The organism is Flavobacterium xueshanense, from assembly GCF_900112975.1.
GTDB lineage: Bacteria > Bacteroidota > Bacteroidia > Flavobacteriales > Flavobacteriaceae > Flavobacterium > Flavobacterium xueshanense.
In genome coordinates, this window is the sequence record NZ_FONQ01000011.1 from 21,991 (window position 1) to 42,113 (window position 20,123).

17 protein-coding genes and 1 pseudogene are annotated in these 20,123 nt (G+C 33.4%); 14 read left to right on the top strand and 4 right to left on the bottom strand.

Annotation, left to right across the window (positions count from 1 at the left end; all coding sequences use genetic code 11):
* Nucleotides 1-29: 29 nt before the first annotated feature.
* Both gap and BMZ76_RS10855 read left to right on the top strand, forming a co-directional pair.
* Nucleotides 30-1,034, top strand: coding sequence for a type I glyceraldehyde-3-phosphate dehydrogenase (gene gap, locus BMZ76_RS10850; RefSeq protein ID WP_091206053.1), 1,005 nt, complete (start codon nt 30-32; stop codon nt 1,032-1,034).
* A gap of 132 nt (nt 1,035-1,166) precedes the next feature.
* Nucleotides 1,167-2,018 (top strand): N-acetylglucosamine kinase, encoded by an 852-nt coding sequence (locus BMZ76_RS10855; RefSeq protein WP_091206056.1) that lies wholly within the window; start codon nt 1,167-1,169, stop codon nt 2,016-2,018.
* 127 nt (nt 2,019-2,145) lie between these two features.
* Here BMZ76_RS10855 and BMZ76_RS10860 read toward each other — a convergent pair whose 3' ends face one another.
* Both BMZ76_RS10860 and BMZ76_RS10865 read right to left on the bottom strand, forming a co-directional pair.
* On the bottom strand, nt 2,146-2,526 hold the full coding sequence (locus BMZ76_RS10860; RefSeq protein ID WP_091206058.1) for a RidA family protein: 381 nt from the start codon (nt 2,524-2,526) through the stop codon (nt 2,146-2,148).
* A gap of 57 nt (nt 2,527-2,583) precedes the next feature.
* Entirely contained in the window at nt 2,584-5,334 is a 2,751-nt protein-coding gene (locus tag BMZ76_RS10865) for a putative LPS assembly protein LptD (RefSeq protein ID WP_091206062.1), read from the bottom strand.
* An 83-nt stretch (nt 5,335-5,417) separates the two neighbouring features.
* Between BMZ76_RS10865 and BMZ76_RS10870 the strand changes: the two genes are divergently transcribed.
* The 12 genes and pseudogenes from BMZ76_RS10870 to BMZ76_RS10925 all read left to right on the top strand — a co-directional run bounded on the left by BMZ76_RS10870 (nt 5,418) and on the right by BMZ76_RS10925 (nt 18,425).
* Complete coding sequence (locus tag BMZ76_RS10870) at nt 5,418-6,584, top strand: N-acetylmuramoyl-L-alanine amidase family protein (protein WP_091206066.1); 1,167 nt, start codon at nt 5,418-5,420, stop codon at nt 6,582-6,584.
* A 141-nt stretch (nt 6,585-6,725) separates the two neighbouring features.
* On the top strand, nt 6,726-6,995 hold the full coding sequence (locus BMZ76_RS16310) for an N-acetylmuramoyl-L-alanine amidase family protein (RefSeq protein WP_262987284.1): 270 nt from the start codon (nt 6,726-6,728) through the stop codon (nt 6,993-6,995).
* Nucleotides 6,996-7,111: 116 nt separating this feature from the next.
* Nucleotides 7,112-7,279, top strand: a pseudogene (locus tag BMZ76_RS16485) (N-acetylmuramoyl-L-alanine amidase); the annotation flags it as partial.
* Nucleotides 7,280-7,544: 265 nt separating this feature from the next.
* Nucleotides 7,545-7,742 (top strand): hypothetical protein, encoded by a 198-nt coding sequence (locus BMZ76_RS10885; RefSeq protein WP_091206077.1) that lies wholly within the window; start codon nt 7,545-7,547, stop codon nt 7,740-7,742.
* 104 nt (nt 7,743-7,846) lie between these two features.
* On the top strand, nt 7,847-8,812 hold the full coding sequence (locus BMZ76_RS10890; RefSeq protein WP_091206081.1) for an MlaD family protein: 966 nt from the start codon (nt 7,847-7,849) through the stop codon (nt 8,810-8,812).
* Between the two features lie 5 nt (nt 8,813-8,817).
* Nucleotides 8,818-10,149, top strand: a complete 1,332-nt coding sequence (locus BMZ76_RS10895; protein ID WP_091206084.1) for a 4Fe-4S dicluster domain-containing protein — start codon at nt 8,818-8,820, stop codon at nt 10,147-10,149.
* Between the two features lie 95 nt (nt 10,150-10,244).
* Nucleotides 10,245-11,036, top strand: a complete 792-nt coding sequence (locus BMZ76_RS10900) for a (Fe-S)-binding protein (RefSeq protein WP_091206088.1) — start codon at nt 10,245-10,247, stop codon at nt 11,034-11,036.
* 65 nt (nt 11,037-11,101) lie between these two features.
* On the top strand, nt 11,102-11,584 hold the full coding sequence (locus BMZ76_RS10905; protein ID WP_091206091.1) for an ABC transporter ATPase: 483 nt from the start codon (nt 11,102-11,104) through the stop codon (nt 11,582-11,584).
* A 13-nt stretch (nt 11,585-11,597) separates the two neighbouring features.
* Complete coding sequence (locus BMZ76_RS10910; protein ID WP_091206094.1) at nt 11,598-14,594, top strand: serine hydrolase domain-containing protein; 2,997 nt, start codon at nt 11,598-11,600, stop codon at nt 14,592-14,594.
* A gap of 101 nt (nt 14,595-14,695) precedes the next feature.
* Nucleotides 14,696-16,714, top strand: a complete 2,019-nt coding sequence (locus BMZ76_RS10915; protein WP_167547454.1) for a heavy metal translocating P-type ATPase — start codon at nt 14,696-14,698, stop codon at nt 16,712-16,714.
* A gap of 77 nt (nt 16,715-16,791) precedes the next feature.
* Complete coding sequence (gene bshA, locus BMZ76_RS10920) at nt 16,792-17,925, top strand: N-acetyl-alpha-D-glucosaminyl L-malate synthase BshA (protein ID WP_091206099.1); 1,134 nt, start codon at nt 16,792-16,794, stop codon at nt 17,923-17,925.
* A gap of 71 nt (nt 17,926-17,996) precedes the next feature.
* The gene (locus BMZ76_RS10925) at nt 17,997-18,425 is read left to right on the top strand and encodes a protease complex subunit PrcB family protein (protein WP_091206102.1); all 429 of its coding nucleotides are present in this window, start codon (nt 17,997-17,999) and stop codon (nt 18,423-18,425) included.
* Nucleotides 18,426-18,494: 69 nt separating this feature from the next.
* Here BMZ76_RS10925 and BMZ76_RS10930 read toward each other — a convergent pair whose 3' ends face one another.
* Both BMZ76_RS10930 and BMZ76_RS10935 read right to left on the bottom strand, forming a co-directional pair.
* Nucleotides 18,495-18,998 carry a hypothetical protein gene (locus BMZ76_RS10930; protein ID WP_091206105.1) on the bottom strand — a complete coding sequence of 168 codons (504 nt, stop codon included), beginning with the start codon at nt 18,996-18,998 and terminating at the stop codon, nt 18,495-18,497.
* 116 nt (nt 18,999-19,114) lie between these two features.
* Nucleotides 19,115-19,954 carry a UDP-2,3-diacylglucosamine diphosphatase gene (locus tag BMZ76_RS10935; RefSeq protein ID WP_091206110.1) on the bottom strand — a complete coding sequence of 280 codons (840 nt, stop codon included), beginning with the start codon at nt 19,952-19,954 and terminating at the stop codon, nt 19,115-19,117.
* Nucleotides 19,955-20,123 lie beyond the last annotated feature (169 nt).

The window sequence follows — 20,123 nt, forward strand, 5'->3', positions numbered from 1 at the left end:
TATAAAATAAACAAAAAAATTAAAGTAAAATGTCAAAAGTAAAATTAGGAATAAACGGATTTGGTAGAATTGGAAGAATCGTTTTCAGAGAATCTATCAACAGAGATAACGTAGAAGTAGTAGCAATCAATGATTTATTAGATGTAGATCACTTGGCATACTTATTAAAATATGATTCAGTTCACGGACGTTTCAACGGAACCGTAGAAGTAAAAGAAGGACAACTTTTTGTAAACGGAAGAAATATCCGTATCACAGCTGAAAAAAATCCAGCAGATTTAAAATGGAATGAAGTTGATGTTGATGTAGTTGCAGAATGTACTGGTTTCTTTACAACTATCGAAACTGCAAACGAACACATCAAAGGTGGTGCTAAAAAAGTAATTATTTCTGCTCCTTCTGCTGATGCGCCTATGTTTGTAATGGGAGTAAACCATGAAACAGCAAAAGCTTCGGATATTGTAGTTTCTAATGCTTCTTGTACAACAAACTGTTTAGCTCCTTTGGCAAAAGTTATTCACGATAATTTTGAAATTGTTGAAGCTTTAATGACCACTGTTCACGCAACAACTTCAACGCAAATGACTACTGATGGTCCTTCTAAAAAGGACTGGAGAGGTGGGCGTGCAGCAAACTTAAATATTATTCCATCATCAACTGGTGCTGCAAAAGCAGTAGGAAAAGTGATACCATCATTGAACGGAAAATTAACAGGTATGTCAATGCGTGTTCCTACAGCTGACGTTTCTGTAGTCGATTTAACTGTAAAAGTGGCGAAAGAAACTTCTTATGAAGAAATTATGGCAGTTTTGAAAAATGCTTCTGAAACTACAATGAAAGGTATTTTAGGATATACTGAAGATTTAGTTGTATCTCAAGACTTTATTTCTGATTCAAGAACTTCAATTGTTGATGTTCATGCTGGAATTGGTTTGAACTCTACTTTTTTCAAAATCATCTCTTGGTATGACAATGAATATGGGTATTCCAGCAAATTAATTGATTTATCTGTGCACATTGCAGGTTTAAAATAATTTTTTACATTTACAGATCCCGTTATCTTTGTTTTAACGGGATCTTATTTTTTGTTACTTTTTTAAAATAGATGTTTTCTGTTAAACTCCATTTAAATTCAGTTAACCCCGAAACCAAAAAACCAAAAAAAGATGAGATTAATAGTTGACAGTGGTTCTACAAAAGCTGATTGGATTTCAATAGATGACAATGGCAAAGTATTATTTACAACACAAACTTTAGGATTAAATCCTGAAGTTCTTGAAGCAGATGAAATTATTGAACGTCTAAACGATCGTTTTGATATTTTACAAAATAAAAAAAATGCAACCCATTTATTTTTTTATGGAGCAGGTTGTGGTACCGATAGAATGAAAATTACACTTTCACAAGTTTTTCAAACGTATTTTCCTAATGCGATTATTGACGTGAAAGAAGATACGTATGCAGCAGTTTATGCAACAACTCCAAAAGGTGAGAAAGCAATTGTATCCATTTTAGGAACAGGATCAAACTGTAGCTATTTTGACGGTAAAGAGTTGCACCAAAAAGTACAATCTTTAGGTTACATCGCCATGGATGATTGCAGTGGAAATGTTTTTGGAAAAGAATTAATCAGAAAGTATTATTTTAATAAAATGCCAAAAGAACTGGCCGTTGAATTTGAAAAACAATACGATTTAGATCCGGATGCTATTAAAAGCAAATTGTATAAAGAACCAAATCCAAATGCTTATTTAGCAACTTTTGCCAAGTTCTTGATTCAACATAAAGAAACAGAGTTTTGCAGAAAAATTATTTTCAAAGGAATGAAATCTTTTGTAAAAAATTATATCAAACAATACGATAATTGTAAAGAGGTTCCTGTACATTTTGTAGGTTCTATTGCTTTTTATCTAAAAGAAGAACTACAAGAAACATTCGAAAAATACGAATTACAATTAGGGAATGTTTTAAGAAGACCTATTGACGGTTTGATTGCTTATCATATTGCCAATAAATAGTTTTTTAAAGCTTACTTTAAATTAAAAATCACTACCAGTTTACTTTAAGCAAGTAAATTAGCAGTGATTTTTTTTATGGAAAAAAAAGTAGCTTTTACTTTTATATTGTAATGACGAATATTGTTTGCTACAGAATTGCGATCATCGAAATTTCGACATTTACGTTTTTTGGCAAACAAGCAACTTGAACCGTTTCTCGCGCCGGAGCAATTGTTTCATTAAAATAAGAACCGTAAACAGTGTTTATTTTGGCAAAATCGTTCATATCCATTATAAAGATTGTTGTTTTTACCACATTATCAAATGTCATTCCAGCTGCTTCTAGTACCGCTTTCATGTTTTGCATCACTTGTTTCGTTTCGGTTTCAATAGTAGTTGTAACTAATTCTCCCGTTGTGGGATTAATAGCAATCTGTCCCGAAGTATAAAGTGTATTTCCATAAAGAACCGCTTGATTGTATGGTCCTATTGGTGCTGGAGCATTTTCTGTGAAAATTATCTTTTTCATATGAAGGAGTTTTTTTTAGAACTAATAAGGTAGGAAATTATTATTTAATATTTAGAATTATCGGTTAATGGTGCTTCTTTTGTCCCATTTGATGTCGCTCAATACACCAGATTTTATTCCAATGAAGAAACCCCAGTTGGCATTGGTACCAAAAGGAGACCAGTTAAAATCCATTCTCCAGCTTAACAAATCTCTTTCAAAACGAAGTTGTGTGAAAGTTACCCCTTTTTGAACAAAATCGTAACCGGTAGAAACCCCCGCTTTCCATTTTGGAGTTATGTCCGCATTAGCAGATATCATAATCGAATTGCCTATGATTTTATTTTCTCTATTATTGTTCCCGTACGTTAATGAATAGGCAAAAGTCATGTCCCACGGTAATTTTGAGTTGAAAAACTCTGAAATTTTATCTTCGTCTTCAGTCTCTTCTTCATCTTCAAACTGGCTTCTTCTGCTGTCGCCTAAGTCAGTATTTGTTCCAAATAAATCATCTTCACGACCACCATTTCGTTGACTTTGAACATTTTTATCTTTTTTATCGTCGTCTTTTCCTTGGCTCGAAATAGAATAATTTAACGTCATATTAGAACTGGTCATTCTAAAAAGACTTCCGCCATTATCAATATTAAAAACATTAATTCGGTTTCCGGAATTGTCAATCGCATACGGATCTAAGGTAGCTCCAAAATTGACATTCATTTTATTATCCAACAATGTTGTCCCACCGCTAACTCTAATAGGAGAAAACGCAAGAGTAGTGACACCGTCCGCATCCAGATTATAGGAAGTGGAAAGGTTTAAATTATTAAGCAGCATTATTTTTTTAGGCTCTACTTTCGTACTGTCCTTATCGGTTACTTTGGCTTCAAAAGTATTACTCAAAAGAAAGCCTAACGTATTGGAATTATTTAAACCCGGAGCACCAAAAATTCCATTTTCAAATCGGGAATATTGTTTAATCATCGATCCGCTGGCGTCAGCTGCGTATGTATCATAATATTTTTCGAAACTAGGCGTGTAACCGTATGATGCAGAAGGCCTCATGACGTGTCTTATCGATTTTATTTTTTTATCATCACCAAAATTAAAAGTTCCATAAATAGTTGTTCCTACGCTAGAGGAGAAGGAATAGGTTCTAAAAGCGTCAAATCCGTTAATGGTTTTATCAACTACTTTGCTTTGGTCAACATCATAACTTCTTTCGATTGTTTTCGTATACCAAATTTCCTCATAATTCATAGATGATGAAGCACTGAAATATTTGAATATTTTAAAATTGGTACTTAATGGAATGCTATGTTGGAAACCAACTTTTGCATCTCTGAACATTTGCGGTTTGAAAAATAAAGAATCAGAGGTAACAATGCTGTTTCTTCCGTTTAAATTATATTGTAAGTTGATGTTCTTGAAAAATCCTTTTTTAACTCCGTCTTTCCCAACAAATGGATAAATCCGGTCAACGCTCAATTGTAAAGTTGGCAAAGTCATGTTGATTTCCTCAGTTTGTGTATTTTGTGAGTGAGTTGCCGTCAGCGACATTCTAACTTGCGGCACGGAAGTGAATGTCTTAGAATACGAAACCGATGAGCTTAATGTGTTATTAAGATTTGAACCAATATTCACCTGATTGATGGATTGCTGGAAATATTTACTGCTTCCAAGATTCACGGATGCTGAAAAACTGGAATTCGGATTTGATTTAGAGTCTTTGGAATGTGACCATTGGATGTTATAAATGTTTTGTTTTAAATAATCCGGATAACCTCTTTCGCTGCTTATTAAATTTTCAAATCGAACGTTTAGGTTTCCTCTATACGAATACCGTTTAGCATAACTGGATTCAAAACGCAATCCATAACTCCCATTGGTGTAATAATCCCCCAAAACGGTTAAATCATAATTATCGCTCAGCGCAAAATAATAACCTAAATTTTGAAGTGAAAATCCTCTGTTATTGGAATCGTTATAGCTGGGTAATATCAAACCGGAGATGCTGGTTTCTTTACTCATTGGAAAAAAAGCAAACGGTAAAGCTATCGGCGTTGGCACGTTAGCGATAACCATATTAGTTAATCCGGTCACTACTTTTTTACCGGGAATAAATTTTACTTTGTTAGTCTGAAAATAATATTCGGGATTATCTACGTCTTTTGAAGTAGTAAAACGAGCTCCTTTTAAGAAATAAACTGAATCATTTTCTTTTTTGGTGATCGCCGCTTTTATTTTAAATTCTCCTTGATCGGATCTTGAATTCCAAATCAAAGCCTTTTTCGTTTTAAAATTAAAACGAATAGAGTCAGGTTCAATTACATTTGCACCTTGCTTGAAATTTGGATATTGAGTATAAGTGCCCGTTGAATCCTTGATACGTCCGGCATAGACTTCATTTTTTTCATAATCCATGACAATTATGCCAGCCTTCAGTTCAACGTCCTGATAGTATAATTCCGCTTGGTCGTAAAGAGTAATAATTTTTTTATTCTGGTCAATTTTAGCATAATTATCTGCTTTGTATCTTACTTTCCCGTCCAGAAATGCTTTTTTAGGTTTAATACTGTCCATTTTGATGGTGTCAGTTTCTTTTTCAACCGTTAAGACGGGAGTTTTGACTCTGTTTAAGTTTGGTTTAGCGCTATCTGTTTGACTCTTAACGGATACCGCAGCCTTTTTTTTTGTTATATCTTGAGAATATAATTTACCAGAACCCAGAGAAAGGAAAATTGATAATAAAACGATATTAAATAAGTTTGTATGCAAAGGTTTAAATGCTATTTTTGTAAAATTATGGCCTGTTTTTTGACATGTCAAACTTACATATTATTATTTGTCAAAAATAGGCAAATAAATAATTTTATAGCGGTAGTCTTTTAATTAAATTAACTTATAGCTTTATGCGTAGTACAAGTAAAATTAAAATAATTGTAACTTTTATTTTGATGCTCAATTCATTGGCTGGATACAGTCAGTCCAATAACTTTAAGGTAACTTTAGATGCGGGCCACGGCGCACATGATTTTGGTGCTGTTTATGAAGGACGTATAGAAAAGAATATTGCTTTAGCTGTAGTTTTGAAAGTTGGAAAAATACTTGCGGCAACACCACAAATGGAAGTCAATTACACTCGAAAAACAGATGTATTTATAGATTTAATTGAAAGAGCTAATATCGCCAACAGATTTAACGCAAATATTTTTGTTTCCATTCATTGCAATGCCAACAGAAATACTGCTGCAGATGGAACCGAAACCTATGTAATGGGTTTGAGCAAAGTGGCTTCAAACTTAGAAGCGGCCAAAAAAGAGAACTCCGTAATTACTTTGGAGAAAGATTACAAACAAAAATACGAAGGATTTGATCCTAACTCTCCGGAAACGATGATTGGAATGACGCTGATGCAGGAAGAATATTTGGATAACAGTATTTCGCTGGCCAGTAAAGTAGAAGATGCTTTTGAAGACTTGGGTAAAAAAATAAGAGGAGGCGGAGTGAAACAAGCTCCGTTTATGGTACTTCACAAAGCATATATGCCCAGAGTGCTGATAGAAATGGGTTTTATATCTAATACAATCGAAGGGAATAAATTAAATACCGAAGAAGGCCAAGACGAAATTGCTAAAGCGATTGCCGATGCTGTCATCAGTTATAAAAAAGAATATTATGGCAGTGGCGAAGTGGAGCTTTTTGAGGAAAGACCTTCCCAAAAAATTAATGAAAAACCATTACGTGATACTGTTATTCCTGCGAAACCAAAGATGATTTCTCAATCAGCAGAATCAATTCAGTCAAAAAAAGTGGTTGAGAATTCTAAACCTGTTTTCAAAGTGCAACTTTCAGCCAGTAGTAAAAGATTAGAATTACTTCCAAAAAATTTTAATGGACTTAAAAATATTTCTGTAGCTTATGAAAATAGAGTTTACAAATATATGTATGGAGAAACCGCTGATTATGATGAAGCAAAAAAGCAATTAAGAGAGGCAAAAGAAAAAGGTTATAATTCTGCATTTTTGATAGCATTTAAAAATGGAACGAAAATCAATATTCAAGACGTTATTAAATAGTATTAAGACATCCGTTTGCTATTAAATTAAAAAAAAACTCATATTTTGAATATTTCCAAAAAATTAAAAACCACTATTATTGCTTCATTTTTATTATTTTGATGGAATACTTTTTCTAAATCTAATCAAAAAATTACTGTTATTTTAGATGCAGTTCATGAAGGTAGAGAGCCCGGTAATTTGTATCATGGTTTTGTCAAAAAGGAAATTGCATTAAAAACGACGTTAACATTAGAAAAATATCTGTCTAAAGACAATGATATTAAAGTGGTTTACACCAGAAAATCAGATGTTTTTAGAGAATTAAAAGACAGACCTAAAAAAGCAAATTCTATCGATTCTAATTTATTTGTTTCTGTACATTGTAATTCAATAAAAATTCAGTTTCCTGCGACACAGAAACTTTTGTAGTGTGTTTGGCAAGAAGTAAAGGAAACTTAGAAATTGTTAAATGAGAAAAATCAGTACTACAACTCGAAAAACATTACAATCAAACCTACAAAGGATTTGACCCAAAAAATCCTGAAACTTTGAGAGGTTTAAAAATCCTACAAGAAGATTATTTGGATAAAAGTATAAATATGGCTGCAAAAATTGAAAATAATTTTAGAAATAAATTACATCGAAAATCTAGGGGTTTTAAGCAGACTACATTATGGGTTTTGGATGCTGCTTATATGTCCAGTGTCTTGATTGAATGTGTTTTTTATCTAATAACGAAGAAGGACTTTATCTCAATTGAAAAGACGGACAAAACAATATGGCATCAGCTATTTCATCAGCTATTATTGTTTACAAAAAGGAATATTTTAGAACACAATCCAATGGAATTCTGATGAGCTACCATCAAGAAAAACAACTGAAAATGGAATAAAAGATTCTTCAAAGAACTCTAAATTAAAACGTATTGTTGAAAAACAACCTGCCCAAAAAGGCGAGCTGAGAAGACAAAATTCCGATGTGGTTTTCAAAGTTCAATTTGAAGCCGGGAATAAAAACAATAAACTAAATCCACCTAATTTTAGAGGATTAAAAAATGTTGCTCTTGAGATAAATGATGGTTATTTTTACAAATATCCATATAGTTCAACATTAGATTATAATAGTGCAAAAGAAGATTTGAAAGAGGTTAAATCCAAAGGATATTCTTTTGCGTAAATAATCGAATTTAGACACGTAAAAAACATTAGTGTTAAAGAAGCGGTGAAATAATTATAACAAGTCAAATATTTTATATTAAATTTGTACAAAATACTTAAATTTTGAAAATAACACGAGAAATTAAAACTGCCATCTTAGTAATTGCATCTATTTTATTATTTATTTGGGGCTACAGTTTTTTAAAAGGAAGAGATCTTTTTACCAATTACAAAACTTTTTTTGTAGAGTATAAAAGTGTTGAAGGTTTAGCAACATCAGCGCCAGTAACCCTTAACGGTTTAGTTATAGGTAAGGTGAGTAGTATTGCCATAAATGAAAATACGGGCGTATTGTTAGTTGAATTGCAATTAAAAACTGATTTTCCAATTTCTAAATCCAGTATCGCTTCTATTTATGAGCCAGGATTTATTGGAGGAAAACAAATTGCGATTATCCCTAATTTCAATGATAAAACCTTAGCTGTTGACGGTCAGAAATTGCAAGGTGGTATAAAAATGGGTCTAACGGATAAAGTAGGAGACCAATTGGCACCTCTTCAAGAGAAATTGGAAAAATTATTGGGAAGTACTGAAAAATTAATTTCAGGATTTAACAATGTTTTGGATCAAAAGGGGCAACAGGATTTAAAACTCACATTGTTTGAATTAAGTAGGACTGTTGAGCAATTCCATAAAGTATCCATGAGCGTTAACGATTTATTGAGTACCAATAAAAGTCAAATAAACGGAGTGGTTACTAATTTTAATAAAATATCAGGAAATTTTTCTAAAATTTCAGATTCGTTGGATAAAGCTGATTTAGGCAAAACAGCCAGAAATTTGAATGCATCTTTAGCCAGAGTCGATGGTATTGTGAGCGGTTTGGAATCTGGTAAAGGTTCTATGGGCAAATTGTTAAACGATGAAGCTTTCTACCAAAACATTAGAAGTTCTACAAAAGAATTAGAATTATTATTGCAAGATATTAGACTTTATCCAACTAGATATGTTAACATTTCTGTGTTTGGAAAAAAAAATAAACCGTATACGGGTCCTGTAAATGATTCTGTATCTAATCAAATTAAATAGCAAATATGAGCTACTTAGACAATATTTTATTTGCCATTCTACTGGTAATTGGTTTTGGATATTTTTTTACAAGTGTTAAAAAAATCAGACGAAACATCAATCTTGGAACTGATGTAAATCGTTCCGACAATCCAAAAGCCCGCTGGACCAATATGGCCATGATTGCTCTTGGTCAGTCAAAAATGGTAAAACGGCCTATTGCGGGAATGCTTCATATTATAGTTTATGTTGGTTTTGTAATTATAAACATTGAATTACTAGAAATTATAATTGACGGACTTTTTGGTACACATCGTGTTTTTGCTTTTTTAGGAACTACGTATGATGTGCTGATTGCTTCTTTCGAAATTTTAGCACTCTTAGTTTTAGTTGCTGTTGTTGCTTTTTGGAGCCGAAGAAATGCAATCAAATTAAAAAGATTTGTAAGTTCGGACTTAAAAGGTTGGCCAAAAAGTGATGCAAATTATATCTTGTATTTCGAGGTAGTTTTGATGACTTTATTTTTATTGATGAATGCATCTGATTTGCATTTGCAAAATGTATCTGGAGGTTTTTCTCATTTTATAAAAGCAGGTTTTTTTCCGGTAAGTCAATTTATTGAACCCATTTTCAATGGAATGTCAAATGAGTTGGTAATGTTGCTTTCAGAAATATTTTGGTGGTTGCACATTGTGGGGATTTTGATTTTTATGAATTACCTTTATTTTTCAAAACACCTACACATACTGTTAGCTTTTCCAAATACCTATTTTGCAAATCTGAATCCTCAAGGTCAATTTGATAATTTGGAGTCAGTCACTAAAGAAGTGAAGTTAATGATGGATCCTAATGCTGATCCTTTCGCCGCAGCACCAGTGGATGAAAATGCGGTTCCAAGCAAGTTTGGCGCCAGTGATATTCAGGATTTAAACTGGGTACAATTATTGAACGCTTACACTTGTACAGAATGTGGTCGTTGTACTTCATCTTGTCCGGCGAATATTACAGGTAAAAAATTGTCTCCGCGTAAAATCATGATGGATACCAGAGATAGGATGGAAGAAGTGGGTAGAAATATAGATGCTAATAAAGGTATTTTTATTCCGGACAACAAAACATTATTAAACGATTATATCACACCAGAAGAACTTTGGGCTTGTACCTCCTGTAATGCTTGTGTGGAGGAATGCCCTGTAAACATTAGTCCGCTTTCTATCATTATGGATATGCGTCGCTATTTAGTTATGGAAAAAAGTGCGGCTCCAATGCCTTTGAATGCCATGATGACCAATATAGAAAATAATGGAGCACCTTGGCAATACAATCAACAAGATCGATTGAATTGGAAAAATGAATAATTGTTTATTTGTTTAAATTTCATTTAGTAAAGTGAAATAACAATTTTCCGTTTGCTCGAATAATCAAATTAACGAATAACCGAATCACAAATAGTATGTCAGAGAATTTAATAGTGCCAACAATGGCCGAAATGTTAGCTCAAGGGAAACAGCCAGAAGTTTTATTTTGGGTAGGTTGTGCAGGAAGTTTTGACGATAGAGCAAAGAAAATAACTAAGGCATTTGTTCGTATTTTGAATCGTGCCAACGTTTCTTTTGCCGTTTTAGGGACTGAAGAAAGTTGTACCGGTGATCCTGCAAAAAGAGCTGGAAATGAGTTTTTATTTCAAATGCAGGCCATGATGAATATTGAGGTTTTGAATGCATACGAGGCAAAAAAAATTGTTACAGCTTGTCCGCATTGTTTCAATACTTTAAAAAATGAATATCCGGAATTAGGCGGGAAATATGAAGTAGTTCACCATACGGAATTTCTAAAATCGTTGTTAGATGATGGAAGATTGACTATTGAAGGAGGACAATTCAAAGGAAAGCGAATTACTTTTCACGATCCTTGTTATTTAGGCAGAGCCAATAATGTCTATGAAGCACCTAGAGATTTGATTCTAAAGTTGGATGCTGAATTAGTGGAAATGAAACGTTCCAAAGCAAACGGTTTGTGCTGTGGTGCCGGTGGTGCACAAATGTTTAAAGATGCTGAGCCAGGGAACAAGGAAATCAACGTTGAAAGAACCGAAGACGCATTAGAAACAAAACCAGAAATAATTGCCGCGGGTTGTCCTTTTTGTAACACTATGATGACTGACGGTATTAAAAATAAAGAAAAGGAAGGCGAAGTGAAAGTCATGGATATTGCGGAATTGATCGCCAATGCTCAAGATTTATAATCAATTAAAAATTACGAATTTTGATTTTCTAAATCAAAATTTATAACTCATAACTCATACTTAAGATGTACGTTCCTTTTGAAAATTTACCCGAAGAATCTAAAATCTGGATTTATCAATCGAACAGAAAGTTTTCGGATGCGGAATTTTCTGAAATAGAAACTGCTTTACAAAGCTTTCTGGAAAGTTGGGCTGCGCATGGTACCAGTTTAGAATCATCGTATCAATTGAAATACAACCGATTTATAATTATTGCCGTTAATCAAGATGTTCAAGCTGCAACAGGGTGCTCGATTGATTCCTCAGTAGAATTTATTCAAAGCCTGGAACAAAAATATACCGTTGATTTATTGGATAAAATGAATGTCACTTTCAAACTTGGGGAGCATATTGCACACAAGCCATTGATTGATTTCAAGAAAATGGTGAAAGATAAAGCTGTTACTGAAAATACTATAGTTTTCAATAATTTAGTTAATAATATAGAAGAATATAATGAATCTTGGGAAGTTCCGGCTATTGATAGCTGGCATAGCCGCTTTTTTTAAACAAAATAGTTCAATGAAAAAAATAGGAATTAAAATTGTTTTTTTTTATGTCTTATTTATTTTTGTTGCTGCGGGTTGTGTTGGTACAAAAGTGAATAAGAATAAAACAATTGTAACCAATATTCCGTCCAAAATAGAAAATTTCGACAGTATAAATTCTACTAATATTCCGCATCTTTTTGAATTATCTCCGCAAGGCAACAGATGGGTGGATAGTGTTTACAATGCAATGACTTTAGAGGAAAAATTAGGGCAATTATTTATGGTTGCTGCTTATTCCAATAAAGATTCAGCGCATATTAAAGCTATTGATAAACTTATATTAGATCATAAAATTGGCGGATTAATTTTCTTTCAAGGCGGTCCGCAACGCCAAGCAAAATTGACCAATCGTTATCAATCCAAATCAAAAATTCCATTATTTATTGGTAATGATGCAGAATGGGGCTTGGGTATGCGACTGGATTCGACCTACAGTTATCCTTGGAATATGACACTTGGAGCCATCCAAAATATGCAACTTTTGGAGAAAGTAGGTGTTCAAATGGGACAACAAAGCAAACGAATGGGATTGCAATTTAACTTTGCCCCAGTGTTGGATATCAATTCAAATCCCGATAATCCGATTATAGGTTTTCGTTCTTTTGGCGAAGATAAATTTAAAGTTACCGAGCGCGCCATTGCCATAATGAAAGGCGTTCAGAGCCAAGGTGTGTTTTCTACCGGTAAACATTTTCCGGGTCATGGAGATACGGAAACGGATTCTCATAAAAGATTACCAACTATAAATTCCTCAAAAGAAAAATTATCGGATGTAGAGTTTTATCCCTATAAAAAAATGTTTCATGAAGGACTCTCGTCTGTTATGGTGGCACATTTAAACGTTCCCAGTTTAGAATCAAGACCTAATTTTCCTTCTTCGATTTCTTATAATATAGTTACTAATATTCTCCAAAAAAAATTGGGTTTCAAAGGGCTTATTTTTACAGATGCCCTAAATATGAGAAGTGTAAGTGATTTCAATTTACCAAGCGAAATAAACTTTGAAGCTTTTATGGCCGGAAATGACGTGCTGTTGTTTCCTGAAAATGTTCCAGCTGCGATTGATAAATTTAAACTCGCGTATTCTCTGAATTTATTTACTGATGAACGATTGGCTTTTTCCGTAAAGAAAATTCTAAAGTTTAAGTACAAAGCTGGTTTGAACAGTTACAAACCAATTGTGACTGAAAGTTTATACAAAGATTTAAATTCAGTTGAAAATAATGCTTTAGAGTATGAATTGTATGAAAATGCGATTACTGTTCTAAAAAATACGGGAACTGTTTTACCAATTAAAAATTTGGACAAACAAAAAATCGCTTATGTCAAAATAGGAGAAGACAATAATGATGCATTTGTTTCGACTTTGAAAAAATATGCCGAAGTTACGGTGATTTCAGACACGAATCTGGACAGTCTTCAGGTAAAGTTGCAAGCTTTTACAACAGTGATTATTGGCTATCACAAATCGGATGTAGCTTTCAAAAACGACGATTTAAAATCGGATGAAGTATTTAAAATCAATTTTTTAGTCAAGAATAATAATGTAATTCTCAATATTTTTGCAAAACCATACGCTTTATTACCTATTACAAATTTCGATGATGTCGAAGGATTGGTCGTTTCTTATCAAAATAGTACCATTGCTCAAATCGTTTCGGCGGAACTAATTTTTGGTTCGATTGCAGCCAAAGGGAAATTGCCGGTTTCTATTAATAACAGTTTTAAGATAAATGACGGTTTGTCTACGGAAAAATTGAATCGTTTAGGATTCACGATTCCGGAGAATGTTGGTATGAATTCAGCTATTTTATCAAAAATTGATGCTATTGTTAACAAAGCTATTAGCGCAAAAATGACACCGGGAATTCAGGTTCTTGTAGCCCGAAAAGGGAAAGTCATTTATCAAAAATCATTCGGACATCATACCTATGATGAAACGATTAAAGTTCAAGATTCAGATATATACGACGTAGCATCTTTAACAAAAATTTTAGCAACATTGCCCAATGTTATGTTGCAGTACGATCAGCAAAATATAAATTTGGAAACAGCATTAGGAACAATGTCTCCAATTTTCAAAAATTCGAATAAGGCAAATATTAATTTTAAGGATTTATTGTCTCATTATGCGGGACTTGCTGCCGGGATTCCATTTTACAAAGCGGCAATGGATAAATCCAAATTACCTTCGGATATTTATTTTAGAAAAGTAGCTGAACAGGAGTTTTCTAAAAAACTGGGCGACAGTCTTTTTATCAGAAATAATTTTAGTGATACGATTATGAAAATGATTGTTGAAAGTAAAATTGCAGTAAAAAAAGAATACAAATACAGTGATCTTACTTTCATGATCTTGAAGGATTATTTGGAAAAAACTACAGGTAAAACATTAGATGTTTTAATTCAAGAGAATTTTTATCGTTCGCTTGGTATGAATAATTCAAGTTTTAATCCGTTGACGAAATTTGATAAAAACAGAATTCCTCCAACAGAAACGGATACTTATTTCCGTCGTCAACTTCTACAAGGCTATGTCAATGATTTGTCAGCTGCTTTAGAAGGTGGAGTTTCGGGTCATGCAGGTGTTTTTTCGAATGCAATGGATGTGGCTAAAATAATGGAACTTTATTTACAAAAAGGAAATTATGGCAATCAGCAGTATTTTTCTGAAAAGACATTTGAAGATTTCAATACCTGCTATTTTTGTGCGGTAGGAAATAGGAGAGGTGTTGGCTTTGATAAACCTCAATTGGGTTCCGAAGGCCCAACATGCGGTTGTGCTTCTATGACCAGTTTTGGACATACCGGCTACACAGGAACGATGGCTTGGGCCGATCCTGAAACACAGATTGTTTATGTGTTTTTATCCAATAGAACTTTTCCGGTAGCTGCTGAAAATAGATTATCCAAAGCAAACATTCGGGAAGACATCCAGAAGATAATTTATGAAGCGATTACAGATTAAAAGACACATTAGTTTAGCATTATCCAGGTTAAGAAACAGTTGAACTTCTCTCTTTCTGGAAGTAAATTTTGTACTTTTAGAATTCTTAATCTATTCTAATCATGGCACACAAACATAAAAATAACGCTAATCATCAAACTGCTTGTTGCGCAATGGAACAAAACAAACAGGAATCAGATAATGATCAAAATGGATGTTGTACCGCAGATAATGATGCTGAAAATTACGACGGACACGATGATGATGATAGAAACGGAAGCGAAAGTGTCTTCAGATTATTTTCGCCCTCTTTAATCAGTTTTGTATTATTAATAGTGGCGTTGTTATTTGATAATTACTTTCCGCAATCGTGGTTCAACGGCTGGGTTCGAATTGCATGGTATGTTGTAGCCTATCTTCCCGTAGGTTTTCCAGTTCTGAAAGATGCTTTTCAAAGTATCATAAAAGGAGCTTTTTTTTCCGAATTTTTTTTAATGAGTGTTGCTACAATTGGTGCTTTTGGAATTGGTCAATACGCGGAGGGCGTTACTGTAATGCTTTTTTACGCAATTGGAGAACTGTTTCAAATGATGGCTGTACAAAAAGCCAAATCAAATATCAAATCATTATTAGACCAAAGACCTGATACAGCAAATGTATTATACGGCGCGAATGTTGTTTCCAAAAAAGCTTCGGAAGTAACTATTGGAGAAATAATAGAATTAAAACCGGGAGAGAAGTTAGCATTAGATGGAAAATTACTTTCGGATCATGCGACTTTCAATACTGCCGCATTAACCGGAGAGAGCAAACCAGATTCTAAATTAAAAGGGGATATTATTCTTGCCGGAATGATTAATCTGAATTCTATTGCGCAAATAGAAGTAACTACCGCATTTACCGACAGTAAATTATCTAAAATTCTTGAAATGGTGCAAGAAGCTACGGCCAAGAAAGCACCAACAGAGTTGTTTATCAGAAAGTTTGCTAAAATTTACACGCCAATAGTTGTTTATTTGGCTATCGGAATTTGTTTGATTCCACTGTTATTTGTCGATAATTATGTTTTTAAAGAGTGGCTGTACCGTGCTCTGATATTTTTGGTAATTTCATGTCCATGTGCTTTAGTTATTTCTATACCGTTGGGTTATTTTGGCGGAATTGGGGCAGCTAGTAAAAACGGAATCTTATTTAAAGGATCTACATTTTTAGATACTATGGCAGCTATTCAAGTTGTAGTTTTGGACAAAACAGGAACGCTGACCAAAGGAGTTTTTAGAGTTCAAAAAGTAGTTGCTATAGAGATTTCAGAGACCGATTTAGTTAATTATACCGCAGCGATTGAAGCTAAATCTACACATCCTGTGGGTTCAGCAATAGTAGAATTCGCCAATAATGCTAAAAACGAAACTGTTGTTACCGGAGTTACCGAAATCGCTGGTCACGGAATAAAAGGTTTTGTAAATGGAAACGAAATCTTGGTAGGAAGCCCTAAATTGATGAAAAAATTCAATATCGATTATGACACGAAACTTGATTCGATTCCGTACACTATTATTGTCGTTGCCATCAATCAAAAATATGCAGGTTATTTTCTAATAGCTGACGAAATAAAAGAAGATGCAAAATCGGCCATTGAAAGTTTACATAAAATAAATATTAAAACAATATTGCTTTCCGGAGATAATGAAGCTGTAGTTATGGCTGTAGCCAAAGAATTGAATATCGATGAAGCATTTGGGAATTTATTGCCGGAAAATAAAGTCGAAAAAGTGGAAGCGCTATTGCGACAAAAGTTAAAAGTTGCATTTGCTGGAGATGGAGTCAATGATGCTCCGGTAGTCGCTTTGGCGGATGTCGGAATTGCAATGGGTGGCTTAGGAAGCGATGCTACTATTGAAACCGCTGATGTTGTAATTCAAAATGACCAACCCACTAAAATTTTCACCGCTGTCACCATTGGGAGAAAAACAAAACAAATCGTTTGGCAAAATATCGGATTGGCTTTTTCAGTAAAACTAATAGTTCTGATTCTGGGAGCTGGCGGACTGGCATCGATGTGGGAGGCTGTTTTTGCAGATGTGGGCGTTGCCTTGTTAGCAATATTGAATGCGGTACGAATCCAGCGGATGAAATTTTAAAATCCGATGGTATTTAACTTAAAATTCCATAAAACCCATTCCTATTTTTCTTAATTTCGTTTTATTAAATTACATACATGAAAATTGCAATAGTTTGTTATCCTACCTTTGGAGGTAGTGGTGTTGTCGCTACAGAACTGGGACTGGAATTGGCTCGTCGAGGTCATGAAATACATTTTATAACCTACAGTCAGCCTGTGCGTTTGGCGCTTTTGAACCCCAATGTGCATTACCATGAAGTGAATGTTCCAGAATATCCATTGTTCCATTATCAACCGTATGAATTGGCTTTATCGAGCAAATTGGTCGATATGGTAAAATTATATAAAATAGAATTGCTTCACGTTCATTATGCTATTCCACATGCGTATGCGGGATATATGGCAAAACAAATGTTGAAAGATGAAGGAATTAATATACCAATGGTCACAACGCTGCATGGAACTGATATTACATTGGTAGGAAATCACCCTTTTTATAAACCAGCGGTAACTTTTAGTATCAACAAATCAGATTTTGTTACTTCGGTTTCCCAAAGTTTGAAAGACGATACCTTAAAATTATTTAATATAAAAAATGAAATTGAGGTGATTCCAAATTTTATCGAATTGAATAAAAATAGTAACGACCCGAGTATTCCTTGTCAACGTTCGGTTATGGCGAAGGAAAATGAGCGAATCATAACGCACATCAGTAATTTTAGAAAAGTAAAACGAATTCCTGATGTCATTAAAATTTTCTATAACATTCAGAAGGAGATTCCTGCGAAATTGATGATGGTCGGAGATGGTCCTGAAAAAGAAAAAGCGGAATATTTATGTCAGGAATTGGGGATTTTAGACAAGGTGATTTTCTTTGGTAACAGTAATGAAATTGATAAAATACTGTGCTTGACAGATTTGTTTTTGCTTCCTTCAGAAACAGAAAGTTTTGGACTTGCTGCTTTGGAAGCTATGGCTTGTAAAGTTCCAGTTATTTCCAGTAATTCCGGAGGTTTGCCAGAGGTGAATCATGATGGTATTTCCGGTTACTTAAGTGATGTTGGAAACATAGAAGAAATGGCTCAAAATGCCCTGAAAATCCTGAAGGATGATGCGGTTCTTCAACAATTTAAAGAAAACGCTTTGACAGTTGCAAAACAATTTGATATTAAAAACATTTTGCCACTTTACGAAGAGTTGTATAAAAAAGCCCTTAATAAATTTTTATAAATTTTAGAATTTGTAAATTTAAATGAGAATGAGTTTTAGAATCTATTCCATTTAATTAAAAAATATAAAAAATGAAAAAAGTAATTCTATCAGTATTTGCTATAGCTCTGGCATCTTGCGGTGCTACTTCTTCGAAAAGTTCAGGTACAAATAAGTTGTATGAAGTTTTGACACAACAAACGACTGGCGGTGCTAATATTCGCTTTTTTGAGATTCTTTCGGAACCAAACGAAATTAAAATGTTGCAGAATGATGAAAATTTAAAAAATAAAATTAGTGCTAATGATGTTCAGAAATCTAATTTCATTGTTTTGAATATGGGAGAGAAATCAACCGGCGGTTACAATATAGGTATTGATAATATAGTTGAAACCGATAAAAATATAATCATAACGGTGAAGGAAACAAATCCTGAACCGGGAAGTATGGTTACACAAGCGTTTACTACTCCTTTTTGTGTAGTAAAAATAAATTCTAAAAAAGAAATTATAATTAAATAATAAGAAGATTAATTAAACAAAAAAAAGCCACTATTTCTAGTGGCTTTTTTAATGTATTACATGGTAATACTAGAATTGATATCTTAGCGCTAAAGCTACATCAGAACCATAGTTATTTTTGTAGTATCCACTTCCACCAAATTCAGGTCTGAAATCTAAAGACACTAATAAAGGAAAGTCAAAGTTGTATTCAATACCGATATCTCCAGCAGCAAATGCAAAAGTATCATTGTATGAAGTATTGTTGTTATCATAGCTGTAGTTACCTACACCACCACCAATACCTGCATACCAGTTGAAACCACCATCAATGTTCCATACCCATTGGTATAAACCTGTAAGTTTGATAGCACTATCATCGTAGTTATTGTCGTTGAAGTTAGTTCTGTTTCTCCAACCTAAATCAAGTTCAAGTCTATTGTTGCTTCCTAATGCTCTTTGGTAAGAAAGTTCAGCACCAAAACCACCGCTATCCCCAAAACGAAGACCTAATGCGTTTTTTGAAATATCCTGAGCTTGTGCGGTAAATGCTAATCCAATTAACATGATTGCCGATAAAATAATTTTTTTCATAAGTAAGTTTTTTATTGTTACAAATGTATAATTTAGTTGGACATGATTTTTATAAAATTTCAATGAAAAGTTATATAATTTACTTATTTCGGAATTGGAAAGCTTAAAATAGAGAATTACATTAAAATGTTTTGTTTTGAAAATAGTACAGAAGCTATGATTTGATTGCTCAAAATATCTTCCATTTCAAAAAAATTATCTTCTTCTACGTAATTCATTTCGGAATAGCGAAATAGTTTCCAACGTTTTTTATTGTATTCTAATGCTGTTAGATTTTCTACCCAATCTCCAGAATTTAAATACAATGTGTTGCCATTTTTGGTTTCTTTTTGAATCATTTTAGGTTCGTGAATATGACCACAAATAACATAATCATATTTGTTTTCGATAGCTAATTCAGTGGCTGTTTTTTCAAAATCAGAAATGTGTTTTACGGCTTTTTTCACGCTAGCCTTTATTCTTTTGGAAAAAGAGTAGGGTTCCTTTCTTATTTTTAACAAACACCAATTTACTAATCGGTTTAAAAGAATCAGATAATCATAACCCAAACCACCCATTTTCGCAATCCATTTAGAATGTTGTACGGAAGCATCAAAAACATCGCCGTGAAAAATCCATGCTTTTTTATCATCTAAATGCAACACTAATTTATCCACCAATTCAAAATTACCCATGCGCATGTCGCTAAATTTTCGGAGCATTTCATCGTGATTTCCAGTTATGTAATACACTTTTGTTCCCTTTGAAGCAAAACTGATAATTTTTTGGATGACTTTTAAATGCGTTTTTGGAAAATAGGATTTTCTAAATTGCCAGACATCAATAATATCCCCATTTAAAACTAAAGTCTTGGGTTTTATGGCTGATAGATAATTGTAAAGTTCTTTGGCATGGCTACCAAAAGTTCCAAGATGCACATCTGAAATCACCACTAATTCGACTTTTCTTTTTTTCAAGGTATTTGAATTTGAAGTTTACCAAAATAATCGAAATATTAACTAACGAAATCGAATAAAAGGTTAAGAAATGTAACACAAGATTAATTTAATAACAATAAATGTGGAATGTTGGTCAAAACTTTAAAGGCTAAAATTTTGAACTTTAAACTAAAATGGTACTTTTGTT